The sequence below is a fragment of the Bacillus sp. SKDU12 genome, from assembly GCF_010093085.1.
Taxonomy (GTDB): Bacteria; Bacillota; Bacilli; order Bacillales; family Bacillaceae; genus Bacillus; species Bacillus mexicanus.
Genome location: NZ_MSRC01000003.1, coordinates 432,344 through 447,805, shown reverse-complemented (window position 1 = coordinate 447,805; position 15,462 = coordinate 432,344). Strand labels below are relative to the sequence as shown.

The 15,462-nt window shown below is 42.8% G+C and carries 14 protein-coding genes; all 14 read right to left on the bottom strand.

What is annotated here, in order from left to right; genetic code table 11:
- Window positions 1-169: 169 nt before the first annotated feature.
- Complete coding sequence (gene bcbE, locus BTW01_RS03535) at window positions 170-1,381, bottom strand: bacillibactin exporter BcbE (RefSeq protein ID WP_238391388.1); 1,212 nt, start codon at window positions 1,379-1,381, stop codon at window positions 170-172.
- Window positions 1,382-1,518: 137 nt separating this feature from the next.
- Window positions 1,519-2,244, bottom strand: coding sequence for a GntR family transcriptional regulator (locus BTW01_RS03530; RefSeq protein ID WP_162101671.1), 726 nt, complete (start codon window positions 2,242-2,244; stop codon window positions 1,519-1,521).
- A 142-nt stretch (window positions 2,245-2,386) separates the two neighbouring features.
- Window positions 2,387-4,753: a DNA translocase SpoIIIE gene (gene spoIIIE / locus BTW01_RS03525; RefSeq protein WP_162101670.1), complete on the bottom strand. Its 2,367-nt coding sequence runs from the start codon at window positions 4,751-4,753 to the stop codon at window positions 2,387-2,389.
- Between the two features lie 129 nt (window positions 4,754-4,882).
- On the bottom strand, window positions 4,883-5,095 hold the full coding sequence (gene tepJ, locus BTW01_RS03520) for a TepA modulator TepJ (RefSeq protein ID WP_162101669.1): 213 nt from the start codon (window positions 5,093-5,095) through the stop codon (window positions 4,883-4,885).
- Complete coding sequence (gene tepA / locus BTW01_RS03515; RefSeq protein WP_162101667.1) at window positions 5,092-5,829, bottom strand: translocation-enhancing protein TepA; 738 nt, start codon at window positions 5,827-5,829, stop codon at window positions 5,092-5,094. Before tepA ends, tepJ begins: the two co-directional genes overlap by 4 nt.
- A gap of 116 nt (window positions 5,830-5,945) precedes the next feature.
- Window positions 5,946-7,613: a ribonuclease J2 gene (gene rnjB / locus BTW01_RS03510; protein WP_162101665.1), complete on the bottom strand. Its 1,668-nt coding sequence runs from the start codon at window positions 7,611-7,613 to the stop codon at window positions 5,946-5,948.
- 178 nt (window positions 7,614-7,791) lie between these two features.
- Window positions 7,792-8,664 carry a 4-hydroxy-tetrahydrodipicolinate synthase gene (dapA, locus tag BTW01_RS03505; RefSeq protein ID WP_162101664.1) on the bottom strand — a complete coding sequence of 291 codons (873 nt, stop codon included), beginning with the start codon at window positions 8,662-8,664 and terminating at the stop codon, window positions 7,792-7,794.
- Between the two features lie 30 nt (window positions 8,665-8,694).
- Window positions 8,695-9,909: an aspartate kinase gene (dapG, locus tag BTW01_RS03500; RefSeq protein WP_162101662.1), complete on the bottom strand. Its 1,215-nt coding sequence runs from the start codon at window positions 9,907-9,909 to the stop codon at window positions 8,695-8,697.
- 91 nt (window positions 9,910-10,000) lie between these two features.
- The gene (asd, locus tag BTW01_RS03495) at window positions 10,001-11,041 is read right to left on the bottom strand and encodes an aspartate-semialdehyde dehydrogenase (RefSeq protein WP_162101660.1); all 1,041 of its coding nucleotides are present in this window, start codon (window positions 11,039-11,041) and stop codon (window positions 10,001-10,003) included.
- Window positions 11,042-11,166: 125 nt separating this feature from the next.
- Window positions 11,167-11,769, bottom strand: a complete 603-nt coding sequence (gene dpaB, locus BTW01_RS03490) for a dipicolinate synthase subunit B (protein ID WP_162101658.1) — start codon at window positions 11,767-11,769, stop codon at window positions 11,167-11,169.
- Window positions 11,770-11,771: 2 nt separating this feature from the next.
- Window positions 11,772-12,665: a dipicolinic acid synthetase subunit A gene (gene dpaA / locus BTW01_RS03485; RefSeq protein WP_162101656.1), complete on the bottom strand. Its 894-nt coding sequence runs from the start codon at window positions 12,663-12,665 to the stop codon at window positions 11,772-11,774.
- Between the two features lie 179 nt (window positions 12,666-12,844).
- Window positions 12,845-13,102, bottom strand: coding sequence for a YlmC/YmxH family sporulation protein (locus BTW01_RS03480; RefSeq protein ID WP_162101654.1), 258 nt, complete (start codon window positions 13,100-13,102; stop codon window positions 12,845-12,847).
- Window positions 13,103-13,180: 78 nt separating this feature from the next.
- On the bottom strand, window positions 13,181-14,410 hold the full coding sequence (locus tag BTW01_RS03475; protein WP_162101652.1) for a M16 family metallopeptidase: 1,230 nt from the start codon (window positions 14,408-14,410) through the stop codon (window positions 13,181-13,183).
- 39 nt (window positions 14,411-14,449) lie between these two features.
- Window positions 14,450-15,409 carry a polysaccharide deacetylase family protein gene (locus BTW01_RS03470; RefSeq protein ID WP_162101650.1) on the bottom strand — a complete coding sequence of 320 codons (960 nt, stop codon included), beginning with the start codon at window positions 15,407-15,409 and terminating at the stop codon, window positions 14,450-14,452.
- Window positions 15,410-15,462 lie beyond the last annotated feature (53 nt).

Below are 15,462 nucleotides of genomic sequence, written 5' to 3'. Positions count from 1 at the left end.
CACTCTTTCATGTAATTATAGCAACTGTAGGATTTATAAGGAAACAATAACCTCCGCCCGACTGGGACGAGATGTATATAAAGGCCCTCTGTTTGCAGCTGTCAGAACGACAGATGGCACGGCAAGAGAGAAGGATTTCCGCAATAGCACAGCAAAAAAAGACGGCTGGCTAGACCGTCCCTAAGTTTTTATCTTCTTTTTCACTTTTTTTAGCATCCACAGTAAAAGTCACTAAGAATAAAGCGATGATACTGCAAAACGCCGATAGAATGAAAATCAGCCAGTTTGCACGTGACATTAATGCCGCAAACACAGGCGGACCGAGAGCCACTCCTATAAAGCGCATGCTATTGTAAAAGGAGGAGATGGTTCCGCATTGTTCACTTTCAATTCCTTCAGTTATCAGTGCATCCAGAGCAGGAAGCGCCATTCCAATCCCAATCCCGCCAAAGCTTAAAAAGATAAATAAAAAATAAAAACTGTGGTTCCACCACAAGGCAATAAACGACAGGGTTAACAGAGTCATGCCTGTAACAACGCAAAATTTCATTCGGCCTTTATCTTTGCCGATCTTTTTCCCGGCTATAAATGAACTGCTTGACAAAAATAAAAGTGGGATTGCCAGCAATCCGCCTTTAGCAACTCCATCAATGGCATACTTATTTTCCAGCGTATCTGACAAATAAAATAATACGCCAAATAACAAAAACATAATCACACATCCGATAATAAAAACCGTATAAAGCCAGCGACCATCCTGTTTAAAGATGTTCTTCACACTTTTAATAAATTCAGAAACCGCTGGCGCGTCCTCATCTTCTTCGGGCTTGGCCACTAGAAACAACACGAGCAAAAAGCTGATCAAACAGAAAAACGGAATAAACCAAAACGGTACGAACCAGTACCATGAAGCAAGCAAGGCGCCAAGTATGGGGCTCAATACCTTCCCTGACGTGTTGGCAGTTTCAATATCACCAAGGCCGGCGCTGACCCTTTCATCGTCTCCCTGAAACAAATCACCGATAAACGGCATGACAATAGGAGCAGCACCCGCAGAGCCGACCCCTTGAAGAACCCGTCCCGCCAAAATCATAGCATAGGGATTTTCCATATAGGTTGAGGCAAAAGCAGCTACCAATCCGCCTAATCCTGCAATAAGAAGGCATGGGAGCAATACTTTTTTTCTCCCAAACCGATCCGATAAATAGCCGGCAATCGGAATACAAACAATGGCTACTACTGAATAGACAGTTATGATTAAAGACACCTGAAATGAAGTCACTGACAGCTTTCTTTCCATCATTGGAAGAACAGGTATCAGCATGGAATTCCCAAGTGTCATCACAAGCGGTACGGAAGACAAAGCAATAATATTTTTCATTCCATTTTTCTCTCGCAACATTTTCACCCATTCACTTTCTTGTCATCCCTTATATATTGCGTTAACCGGTGTGAAAGTATGTACAAAGAAACATGAATCAGTACAAATAAAAAAACAGACACATGACAGTGCCTGTTTTAGAATCGTTTACGTAAAACATGGAATCTGAATTTATCTGCTCTAAAATAATTTAATGAATAAAGCACCGGTTGATCGTGCTGATCATAGTGGGTTTGTTTTAACAGCAAAAGAGCTGTTTCCGGATCGCATTCCAGCACTGGAGAAATGGTATCATGATAGCCGATCGGTTCAATATCAGTCACAGCATAACTGATGACGGAGCCAGAATTTTTCTCAAGCAGGTCAAACATCGATTCTTGTTGATGAGAAAAAGAATTCGGTAAAATATTCATCGGAATTTTGTCTATACAATAGACAATCGGCTGTCCGTCAGCTGTCCTGACTCGCTCGAGATAAAAAATTTCTTGTCCGCCTGACAATTGAAATCTGTTCATATCATCTTCAGACGGCATAAGCACTTGTGATGATAAAAAAATCGTTCCAGGCGTCATATTTGCCTGTTCTATCATTTTTGTTACACTGTTCAGTTGTTCAATGCCCGAAAGAAATAACGGCTTAGAATGGACAAAAGTGCCTACACCATGCCTTCTGATAATCACATGCTCTTCTTCCAGTATCCGCAAGGCTTCTCTAAGCGTCGCTCTGCTGACACCGAGCTTTTTAGAAAGCTCAAATTCAGAAGGCAGTTTTTCCTTCTCAGTGTAGATGCCATTTTTAATATCTTCTTTCATCCGTTCAATTACTTTCAAATACAAGTGCCGATTATCAGCTTTTGTTGACATGTTTCCCCTCCGTAAACCACTTTCGATAAATTATTGAACAATTGGGACAACTATATCATGTTTTGTCGAAAAAATAAATAGAAAGGTTTTTCAGTTTACATAATGTTATTATTGATAACTGAAGAAAACTGAACTCTCTTCATTATGAAGAGAGTTCATCATATTTCTCTTTTGATAATAAGACTTCCCTAGGTTTGCTGCCTTCATACGGCCCGACAACACCCCGTTCCTCCATGGCATCAATCAGACGTGCCGCTCTCGTATAACCGATTCTGAATCTTCTTTGCAGCATTGAAACAGATGCCGTCTGCATGCCAACAATTAATTCAACAGCTTCATCATAAAGATCATCTGTAATCTCGGAATGAGTTTCTGTTATCTCCTCAGGAATCATTTCTTCCTGATATTGCGCCTTCTGCTGTGTAATCACATGGTCGACAATCTTCTCCACTTCGTCATCGGATAAAAATGCTCCCTGCACGCGAACAGGTTTATTAGCCCCGACAGGCAAAAACAGCATGTCACCGCGGCCTAGCAGTTTCTCAGCGCCACCCATGTCCAGAATCGTCCTTGAATCTGTTTGTGAAGATACACTGAACGCGATTCGTGATGGAATATTCGCCTTGATGACCCCTGTGATAACATCTACCGAAGGCCGCTGTGTCGCAATAATGAGATGGATGCCGGCAGCCCGTGCCATTTGAGACAATCTCGTAATCGCATCCTCCACATCAGATGAAGCGACCATCATGAGATCAGCAAGCTCGTCTACAATGACAACGATATAGGGCAGCTCTGGCTGTTTCGCTTCTTCTTCATTGTTGGCGCGTTTTATATAATCATTGTATCCTTCAATATTTCTTGTGCCCGTATGAGAAAATAATTCGTACCGCCGCTCCATTTCATTGACAACTTTTTTCAATGCCTGTGACGCTTTTTTCGGATCGGTTACGACGGGAGCGAGCAAGTGCGGTATCCCATTGTAGACATTCAGCTCTACCATTTTAGGATCGATCATCATCATTTTTACTTCATGCGGTTTCGCGCGCATCAAAATACTTGTAATAATGCCGTTGACGCAGACACTTTTCCCGCTCCCGGTGGCGCCTGCGACCAAAAGATGGGGCATTTTGTTTAACTCAGCCAGTACAGCTTCACCTGAAATATTACGGCCGAGTCCAATTAAAAGCTTTGCGTCCGGCCTGTCATTTAATTTAGATTCCAATACTTCCTTCAGTGAAACCATCGCCACTTCTGCATTCGGCACTTCAATTCCGATTGCTGATTTTCCTGGTATTGGCGCTTCGATTCTAATATCTTTTGCAGCAAGTGCCAGCGCTAAATCGTCACTTAAATTGACAATTTTACTAACCTTCACTCCGACATCAGGATACACTTCATATTTTGTTACGGCCGGCCCGAGATGAACCTGTGTGACTTTGGCCTTGACGCCAAAGCTTTGGAAGGTGTGCTCGAGCTTTCTCGCATTTTCATAAATATTCTTTTTATCTGCCTGCTGTCCTGTATGCTTCGGATCTGCCAATAAATCCAGTGATGGCATCTCATAATCCTTATTTTCAAGCTCCGTAAAGGTCATAGCGGGAGCTGAAACAGTTTCCTGATCACCTGTTTCAGGCTGGATGTCCTTAAGCGGCTCTGATACAGGTTCAGCTCGTTTTTCTATGATTGGAGATTCATCACGTTCCTGACGATCTGAAAAGCTTGAAATAATCGGCTCTGAATGAATAAGAGGCGGTACAGTTTCCGAATCCTGTTCTTCATCATCAGAAGGCTCCGGTTCCGTTTGCTGTTTTTTGCGTGCCGGTTTTTGTTTATTGCTCGGCGCTTTCGTTTTTTTGGATGACTTCACATTTGTTTTGAAGGATTTCATATCATCAATAAACGCAAACCATTGTTCTGTTATAAAGCGTCCAATCGGGCTCATCCACTTTTTCAGTGTTTCTTGCAAAGAGCGCCCTGTGACTAAAATCATTCCGATCAAAATCATAACAATCGCCATGATCTGAGAACCAGTCGACGCAAACAAAAAGTGTGAAGCTGCAAACAGCAATGCACCAATCATCCCTCCGCCTAAATCAGGTGAAGCGGAGCTTCCGTTCATATCCATTAAAAACAATTCCCAGGTGTTGCGTACAACGCTTGCGGATTCAATAGACCCTTTATGCGTCAAGTTTTTAAACAGTTGCACGTGAGAAAGAAGTAATATGCTTGCGATAATACAGTACATCCCGGCCTTTCGCCTCGTTAATAGACTTGGCGTTTTCTTTTTCCAAAACAGCGAGACTCCTAACACCAATAAACCTAACAAGCATAAAATAAACCACTCTCCAGCAAAAAAGCGGAACAAGTAGATAAAGGTTTGCCCGACTACCCCCAGCTGAAGAATCGCGATAATTGAAATGGCTATACACAGCAATCCGTTGAGTTCATATTTTATATTGAGCTGCTTTGCCTGTTTTTTTCTAGATTTTCTTTTTTTCTTTGCCACACTCATCACCTTACTGCGTTAAAAAATGTAAGTTCATTCATAATGAAGAAAGCAGCCGTTTTACAGGCTGCATTTTTCTGTAGGATTCCCCTATTATAGCATATTTTCCCCTTAAAAAAGGGGTGGATCTTATACGTTTAATTTCAGCTTTTGTCCCGGGGAAATGTCCGGGTGCAGAAAATGCATCGGATTTGTGCTCATGATTTGAATGACTTCTGCTTCTTTGCCTTTCATCTCGACAAGAAGCGGCACGCCTCGATATTCAATTTGCTCATGCGCGCTAGTCTGTTGGTTCTGTTCAGCAAAAATAATTTCCTGCGGCATCACTGTATACAAAATCATTGAATCATCCGTCCTTCTTCTGCTCTTGCTTCTTCAATGAGCTCATTCAGTTTCTTGATCGCCTGCCCGACGCCGCCCGTATGATCAATCAGTCCGTATTCAACTGCATCCTTACCGACTACATTTGTTCCGATGTCGCGTGTTAAATTTCCTTTTGAGAACATCAGCTCTTTGAACTTATCTTCGGTTACATTCGAATGGCTTGTCACAAACTTCACGACTCTTTCTTGCATTTTATCCAAATATTCAAAGGTTTGCGGCACGCCAATCACCAGTCCTGTCAGACGAACGGGGTGAATAGTCATCGTGGCTGTTTCAGCGATATAGCTGTAATCACATGATACTGCAATCGGAACACCGATGGAATGCCCGCCGCCAAGCACAATGGAAACAGTCGGTTTTGATAATGATGCCAGCATTTCCGCTATTGCGAGGCCCGCTTCAACATCTCCTCCGACAGTATTTAATATGATCAGCAGTCCTTCAATTTTGGGATTCTGTTCAATTGCCACAATCTGCGGGATGACGTGCTCATATTTTGTTGTTTTATTTTGCGGAGGAAGCTGAACATGACCTTCTATTTGTCCGATAATGGTCAGACAATGAATATTGGTATCTTGGGGCAGCTGTGGAAGCGTCGTTTCACCTAGCTGCTGTATTTTATTCATAATGCTGTCTTTCGCATCATTTTTTTCAGGACGCTCTTCTTCTTTGTTTTCTATACGATGATCCATCTCGTTTTCACCCTTTCCGAGTTTCTCTTTGTATTATGAACAAAGATATTCGATTCAATCCCCGGCTTAAAAGGCAAAAAATAAAGACCGGAGCAACTCCGGTCTTCAGATAGATATTATACTTCCATAATAATTGGGATGATCATCGGTTTACGTTTCGTTTTTTCATAAAGGAATTGGTTCAAAGCATCCCTCATCGCCTGCTTCAGCGTTGACCATTCAACATTTGATGTTTCAGTCGCTTCTGTCACGATAGAACGGACAATCTCAGTCGCCTGTACAATCAGGCCTTCAGACTCTCTTACATAAACAAAACCGCGAGTGATAATTTCTGGTCCTGATACAAGATGTTTCTTTTGTTTATCAAGTGTAATAACAACGATTAAAATTCCGTCCTGTGAAAGCAAGCGGCGGTCTCTTAATACGATATTGCCGATATCACCGACACCTAAACCATCGATTAAAATATTGCCGTATGGAACTTTATCCCCGATTTTTACGTTTTGGCCGCGGAATTCAACCACATCGCCTTTTTCAATTAAGAAAATGTCGCTGCGCTTCATGCCGATTTCTTCAGCGATTCTTGAATGTGCTTTTTGCATTCTGTATTCGCCGTTTACGGGAATTAAATATTTTGGTTTAAGCAGATTGATCATCAGCTTTAACTCTTCTTGTGAGCCGTGGCCAGATACATGAACACGCTTTTGAGCAAAGATGACTTGTGCGCCGGCTCTCGCGAGAAGGTCTACTGTTTTAGAATAAATAAGTTCCTGCCCAGGGATTGGTGTTGACGCGATAACAACCGTATCCCCTTCTTCGATGTTGAGCTGTTTGTGGGCTTTGTTTGCCATTCTTGTCAGAGCGGCTAACGGCTCACCTTGACTCCCGGCCGTAATAATGGCCACTTCGCGCTTCGAATACTTCTTGACATCTTGTACAGAAATAAACAATTCATCATCTGCTTCAATATATCCGAGCTTTCTAGCCAGCTGCAGAACAGATTGAAGGTTTTTTCCGGCAACGGCAATTTTTCTGCCATTTTGTGCTGCTGCATGAATGACTTGCTGAATTCGATTAATATTCGAAGCGAAAACAGCAATAATTACCCGGTTCACTGAATTATACAGGGCATCTGAAATTTCTCCGCTGACAGCCGCTTCCGATGGTGTATATCCCGGGCGCTCCGCATTTGCACTGTCGGAAAGCAGAGCGAGTACGCCGCTATTGCCGATCTTGGCAATCTCTCCAATGTCACACGTTTGGTTAAGTGCAGGCGTTTGGTCAAATTTAAAGTCTCCCGTACATACAATAGAGCCAAGTGATGTTTTAAGACTCACACCTACAGAATCAGGGATGCTGTGAATCGTTCTAAAGAACGATACTTTTGTTGATTCAAACGTAATGACAGATTTGGAGTGAATTTCTCTTAAATCGGTTTTTCGGTTATGGCCGTATTGTTTTAATTTTTCTCTGAGCAATGCAAGCGTCAGCTTTGTTCCGTATACTGGAACAGACAGCTTGTTTAATAAATAAAAAACGCCGCCGATATTTTCATCGTGTCCGTGCGTTAAAAAGATTGCTTTAACGCGGTCAGCCCGTTCAATCAAATATGATATGTCAGGAATCACGACATCAATACCGAGCATTTCATTTTCTGGATGCATGAGGCCCGCATCAACGACAAATATGTCTGAATCAATTTCAATGACATACAGGTTCTTCCCAATTTCTCCGACACCGCCAAGGGCGATAATTCTAACGTTTTCTGTATTTTTCTTTTTCAAAATCTATATCCTCCTAATCTCATACCCGTCCATCATCACTTGTTCCTATTATAACTGAAAGTAAATTTAGAAAACAAGATAAAGCAGAAGGTTTAGGGAAAACCAATATGTATAAGAAACGGTCAAACTCAGCTGAATGTGAGAATGACCGCGTTTGTTTCACTGTATGAAATTTTTCTTACAGTTCGCTGATCGTGCTGCTTAAGCTCAAACGTTCATCCTCGGATAACGGGACAAGAGGAAGACGCACTGAACCGACATCTAGGCCTCTCAGCTGAAGCGCTGTTTTGACAGGAGCAGGATTAGGCGCTTTAAACAGTTCTTTCATAATCGGCAGCAGTTTCTGATGAATCAGTGCCGCATTAGCTGTTTGCCCATTCGTATAATTTTTAATCATTTGCTGCATATCAGAGCCAGCAATATGGCTTGCTACTGACACAACTCCTCTTCCTCCGATTGAGAGAATAGGCAGCGTCAGGGCGTCATCTCCTGAATAGACAGAGAAGTCTTCCGGCGTTTCCGCAACAATTTTTGTAATGGCTTCGAGGTCTCCGCTCGCTTCTTTAATCGCAATCACATTTGGAATATCTGCCGCCAAACGGATCGTCGTTTCAGGAGCAAGAGAAGCAACCGTGCGGCCCGGCACATTATAAAGCATAATCGGAAGAGACGTTTCTGCCGCAATTGCTTTAAAATGCTGGTACATTCCTTCTTGAGAAGGTTTATTATAATACGGTGTGACTAGCATGACCGCGTCTACGCCCGCTTCTTCAGCTTTTTTTGTCAGCTTGATAGAAGCTTTCGTATTGTTGCTTCCAGTACCTGCAATAACCGGCACCCGACCGTTCACTTCTTTTACCGTATATTCAAAAAGCGCGATTTTTTCTTCAGTCGAAAGAGTTGGGGACTCTCCAGTCGTTCCCGCTACTACTAAAGAATCCGTTCCGTTTTTCAACAAGTAATCAATCAGTGTAGACAGTTTTTGAAAGTCTACATTCCCTTTATTGTCAAAGGGTGTAATCATCGCAGTAGACACATTTCCGAAATTCATTTTATTCACCTCATCATGATTCAATCACATTTACTTGGAAAGTTCAAACACTTCATGCAAAGCGTTTACAGCAGGGACCATGTCCGCTTCATGGACGAGCACCCATATCGTCGTATGGCTGTCAGCCGACTGAAGGATCGGAATTTCTTTTTCGGAAAGAGCAGAAACAATTTTAGACGTGACACCAGGAACACCCATAATGCCAGCTCCCACCGCCGATACCTTCGCGCAATCCCTTGTTACTGTCGGCTCATAGCCCATATCCATTAAAATCCGCTGAGCGGTTTCTGTTTTACTTCCGGCCACCGTGTATACGATTTCACTAGGTGTAATATTAAAGAAATCGACACTGATTCCCGCGTTAGCCATTGCCTTAAATACTTCAGTCTGAACATTATACTGGCCGATTTTGGCAGGCACTTTGAACTGTGTGACATCTTTGACATGGGCAATTCCCGTAATCAGTCTGTCAAAAACATCGCTGCCGACTTTAGAGGAGTGATGCGATGTCACCAATGTGCCTTTATCTTTTGAATAAGTCGAACGAACGCGGATCGGAACCTTAGCTTGCATCGCAATTTCCACAGCACGCGGATGGATGACCTTCGCCCCTTGATAAGCCAAGTTGCAAATTTCTGTATATGTTACAACGGGAAGCGGTTTCGCATTTTCTACCACTCTCGGGTCAGCAGTCATCACACCTTCTACATCGGTGAAAATATCGATGTATTTCGCATCAATAGCTGCTCCGAGTGCGGCTGCGGATGTATCACTGCCCCCTCTGCCGATCGTTGTTGTATCACCCTTTTCAGTTGCGCCCTGGAACCCTGCGACAACGACAGCGTCATGATTCGCGAGCACACCGAATAAACGCTCCGGTTTCATTTCCATGATCTTTGCATTGGTATGCTGATCATTCGTCAAAAAACCAGCTTGAGCCCCTGTCAGCGCTGCTGCTTTCACGCCATTTTCAAGAAGCATACTTGTAAAAACGACAGAAGAAATGGTCTCTCCACAAGATAAGAGCAAATCCTGCTCTCGCGGAGAAATTGCTGACTGATCGCCGTAAAGCAGGCCCAGCAAAGAATCTGTAGCGTACGGGTCCCCTTTTCGGCCCATTGCTGAAACGACCACAACAACCTTATATCCTTCACTGATTGCTTCTTTAATATGCTCTAAAGCCAGTTTGCGGCCTTTATCATCTTTTACCGATGTTCCGCCGAACTTTTGAACAATTATCTTCATTGTTTTCACTCCAAATTATTCGGACGTAACAGAAGAGAGCAGGCTGATTATGCCTTACTCTCTTCTATTCGCCTTTAGGAAATTCACTCTTTTATACGAGATTTAATTTTTTCAGGCTTTCTGCAATTTGAACAGAGTTCCATGCTGCGCCTTTTAATAGGTTATCAGAAACAACCCATAAATGAAAACCGTTTGCTCTGTCCAAATCTTTGCGGATGCGGCCTACAAATACATCGTTTTTGCCGACGGCATCTGCCGGCATCGGATATAGCTGCTGGCTCGGGTCATCCTGAAGTGTCACGCCCGGTGCTTCTTTTAATAGATTTTTTATATCTTCAACTGTAGCGTCATCACGGTCTACCTCAATGTAGACGGACTCTGAGTGTCCCGTTTGAACAGGCAGTCTCACACAGGTAGCCGCTACTTGAAGCTCAGGCGCGTGCATGATTTTTTTCGTTTCATTTATCATTTTCATTTCCTCAAACGTATAGCCGTTATCTTGGAACTTGTCAATTTGCGGAATCGCGTTGAAAGCGATTTGATAGTGTTTTTCGTCCCCTTTTACAGGCATGATCGCTGGCTCAATTTCTTCTTGGTTTAAAATCGCCTGTGTTTGGCTGTAAAGCTCTTTTACAGCCTCATTCCCCGCTCCTGATACCGCCTGGTAAGTTGATACGATGACTTTATTTAAGCCATATGCTTTGCGGATCGGCTCCAGAGCCGCAACCATTTGGATTGTAGAGCAGTTCGGGTTGGCAATGATGCCGTTGTGTTCATGCAAGTCTGCCTCATTCACTTCAGGCACAACAAGCGGTGTATTTTCATCCATACGGAATGCACTCGTATTATCTATAACAATAGCGCCGCGTTTTACAGCCTCTGGTGCCAATGCTTGTGATACACTTCCTCCAGCGCTGAACAACGCAATATTTACTCCTTCAAAGCTCTCTGGAGAAGCTTCCTGAACAGTCAGCTCTTCACCTTTAAACGTAACTTTTGTCCCGGCAGAGCGTTTTGAAGATAGCAATGTAAGTGTGTCCATTTCAAAGTTTCTGTCTTCAAGTGTTTTCAGCATTTGTTGTCCCACAGCCCCTGTCGCTCCGACAACAGCTACATGTAAACCTCTTCCCATCTGTAAAACTCCTTCCGCCAATCAGCTTCATTGAATTGATTTGACTATGATTTTACGTTTTATTTTACCATAGAATTTGCAGGTAATGACCGAATTTTTTAGTTCGGGAAAGATTTTCTGTAAATTTAGTCATTTCCCTGATAATTCTTAACAAGAATGGGCTGAAGCTGCTGATGCACGAGCGCCTTTTCAATGGTTTGCGGAAGCAGATCCATTTTGGCTACCATTGAATTCGGTTTGTTAAAGGGATCGTCTTGCCCAAATGGAATGAAAAAAATATTTTTTGTGGACATGAGCCTCATTAAATTTGTTCCATTTAAACCGAGAGCATCATTTGTCGAGATGCCAAGAACGACCGGCCTATTGTTGCGGATTGTCGCTTTTGCAGCCATCAGAACTGGACTGTCCGTCATGGCATTTGCCAGCTTGCTCATTGAATTACCGGTTAAAGGGGCAATGACCATGCAGTCAAGGGGAAGTTTCGGCCCGAGGGGCTCTGCCTTTACAATAGAATCAATAGCCTCATATCCAGTCAGGTCTTCAATTTTTTTAACCCACTCTGCTCCCTCTCCAAATCGGGTATTGGTGGATTTCACATTAAATGTGACAACAGGACGAACTTCAGCACCTTCATTGACGAGCGCCTCTATTTGCGGAAAAACTGCTTCATATGTGCAATGCGATCCCGTCAGCCCAAATCCGATTCTTTTTCCTTTTAATAACGACATCCTTATTTCCCCTCCTCAGCTTGTAATTCAGCCAAAAGCTTACTTAAGACGTTTGCGAGGATTTGTCCGGCTGTTTTAGGAGCGACAATCCCTGGAAGACCAGGCGCAAGAAGTGCTTTAATTCCCTGTTTTTCGGCATAGTCAAAATCCGTTCCTCCAGGACGTGAGGCCAGATCCAATATTAATGTTTTTGGTGTCATATTAGAAATAACCGTTTGATTTAAAACCATACTCGGTATCGTATTAATACAAATATCTATATCTTTGACATGCTCTTTCAGCTCATCGGTGTGAAAAGGAATAAGCCCCATTTCAGTGATACGTGCCAGATGTGCTGAACTTCTTGCCCCCACTTTTACATTTGCCCCAAGCGCGGCAAATGCACGGGCAATCGTCATCCCGGTGCGTCCCAAACCGAGAACAGCCACCTGAGATCCGTGTATCGTATAATCCGTGTGCTGAATAGCCAGCATGATCGTTCCTTCTACTGTCGGGATAGAATTGTAAATCGCAATGTCATCCCGCTCAAACAGCTTAACAAGTTTTCTGTTTGCTCGCTCTGCAATATTTTCTAAATAATCGTTAGCAATTCCTGAGAAAATAACACAGTGTGCAGGCGTTTTGTCAAGATGTTCCTGTTTTAACACAACTTCTTCATTCGAAAATACAGTTGATACGACACCTTCTCCTGTTGTCGCAGACACTGGAAGAATGATACTGTCAATTTGCTGAAAAGGGATTTCATCAATATTGCATTTTACTGCTCCGGTAAAACCGTGATCCAATTGGTCAAAACCGACGAGATAGATGTCAGCCTGCTGTTCAGTGAGCTTTCTTATAATTTCGAGCTGTCTTGCGTCACCGCCGATAACTGCCATTTTCAATCCGGTTAACATGCTAAACGTTCACCTTCTTTGTATATACTGGATCTCTAGTTGTTAAGCTCCCCTTCATCCTATGATCAAAAGGAATTACCGGTGAATTAAAACATCCTTTTTTCATATAAAAAAACATCGGCTGTCAGAGCCGATGTTTACTTGAAAGCCCCTATTACAGTCTTTTTGGGCTTTTTCATTTACTCTTGTCGAGGAGACATTTCCTCAGGTACGTCTAATATGATCATATCTGATCCGATCTTTTGAATATGGTGCCAGGGGACACGGATATCATGACCTTGTTTTCTCAAACCAAACCACTTCATTGTCGGAATGAGGAGTGCTGTAATCTGGCCATCCTGTTCATTGATTTCTAAATCGGTCTGGCCGAGCACTCCCAGCCGTTCAGCTTTTTTGATGTCCACAATTTCCTTTCCTGATAATTCACTGAGCCTCAAGTCTGTCACCCCCTTGTACTATGTATGATCAAAGGGATAAAAAAATGCCTGCTCCATTTTGGAGCAGGCGTTTCCTTTTTAAGACGGCATATTGCCGGAAGGGCTGATGAGTGACAGTGCATAGTCATCAGTAAACAGCTGTCTGGCAAGACCGTTGACACGCTCTAAGTTTACAGCGTTTAATTCATTGATGATCTCATCTAATGTTTTATGTTTGCCCAGAAGCAGTTCATTTTTGCCGTTTCGGCTCATTTTGCTGTTTGTGCTTTCTAAGCTTAGCATCAGGCTTCCCTTCATTTGTTCTTTGCTGTTTTCCAGCTCTTTCTGGGTAATGCCATCGCGTTTTAATGTACTGAGGGTTTCTTGAATTGTTTCTGACAGCTGCTGAAGCTGGTTTGCACCGGTTCCGCCGTAAATGGTAAGCATTCCGCTGTCTTCATAAGAGCTGTGATAGCTGTATACAGAATAAGCGAGACCTTTATCTTCGCGGACATCTTGGAACAGCCGGCTGCTCATGCTGCCTCCGAGCACATTATTCAGGACAATTAAATCATAGATGCGTTCATTGCCAACCTCAAGACCTTTAAATCCGAGGCACAAATGAGCCTGCTCTGTTTCTTTTTTTCTCGTCAGTTTTTCCGTATAGAACTCCGGTTTCTCAAGGCCTGTCGCTTTGCCTTTCGCCTCGTATGATCCGAACCATTTTTCTACATCTTTAATAAAACTTTCAGAAATATTTCCCGCTACCGAAATGACTACTCGGTCCGGTGTGTAGTAATCGTGCATGTATTGTCTGAGAGAATCGCCGTTAAAGGAAGCAAGCGTTTCTTCTGTGCCCAAAATTGGATATCCTAAAGAATGATTCCCGTAAGTAGCTTTGCTCAGTAAATCATGTACAATGTCGTCTGGCGCGTCTTCATACATTTTAATTTCTTCATAGACAACATTTTTTTCTTTTTTCAGCTCGTTTTCATCAAATGTTGAATGAAAGAACATATCTGCTAATACATCCAGCGCGTAATTCGCATGCTCGTCAAGCACCTTTGCATAGTAGCAGGTATATTCCTTTGAGGTAAACGCATTGACCTGACCGCCAATACGATCAAAAGATTCTGCTATTTCACGTGCAGATCTTGTGCTCGTCCCTTTAAAGAACATGTGCTCTAAAAAGTGAGAAATCCCGTTTATTTCCGGCGTTTCGTGCCGCGAACCTGTGCCGATCCATACACCGATCGCAACAGATCGGACTGTGGGGTTATTTTCCAGCACAACTCTTACACCATTTTGACACGTATATCGTTTAATCAAATTTGTTCCTCCTATTCAAAGACAAGCTGCCTGCATTTGTTACTTTAACAGTCTTGTTTCATCCATTAGTTCAGTGACTGTTCCAAGCGCGTATCCTTTATCTTTTATCTTTGTAATCAGCGCTTCAAGACTTTCGGCTGTAGAGTCAGTCGGATGCATTAAGATCATGGCACCATTATGTATCTTGCTTAACACCCTCGTTTGAAGTACAGGCGGAGCGGGTTTTTGCCAATCAATCGTATCAACTGTCCACATGACTGTTCCCATCTGTTTCTCGGCTGCAATGTCGACAACCGCTTTTCGGAAACTTCCGCTTGGCGGAGCGAACCACTTTGGCTTAACACCAATTGTTTGCTCTATTTGCTGATTCGTCTTGTCAAGCTGCTCGGAAATTCTTCCTGTAGTCAGTTTGCTCATATCCGGATGATTGTATGAATGATTTCCGATTTCATGTCCATCTTCCGCAATTTTCTTAGCGAGCCGTTCATTGTTTCTCACCCAATTGCCTTCTAAAAAGAACGTAGCCTTCACTTGGTGCTTTTGCAGAATAGGGAGCATTTTTTCCAAATATTCATTCCCCCACGCCACATTAATTAAAAAAGCCACCATCGGTTTATCAGGATTTCCTTTATAAATAGGCTCAGGCTGAAGAGAATCAAGGTGAATGCTTGGTTTTACTTGGCTGTACACCAGATCATCTTCCCGAAACTCGCCATGTTTTTGCATTTTTTTATATGATTGCTCAATATTAACCTTCAGTCCATTATAGCCGGGAATCCTTTTCCACACTTTATCAATCACTGCATTCTGGGGCTTAACTTCATACTCCGGCGCTTTTTCAAGCAATTCTTCATATAACGGATCTTTGGACGCCGTGACAGTCACCGTATCTTTTTTCATTGCCCCAATATAATCAAGTGCATGCGGACTTTTCATCATCTCAAATGAAACAAAAAAAAGAAATAAAAAAACGGCAAACGGTACAAATTTTTTGTACATGTCAGTCCCCCCCCTCATCTCACATTATGAAAGAGAAGGACAAGGTAGAACCC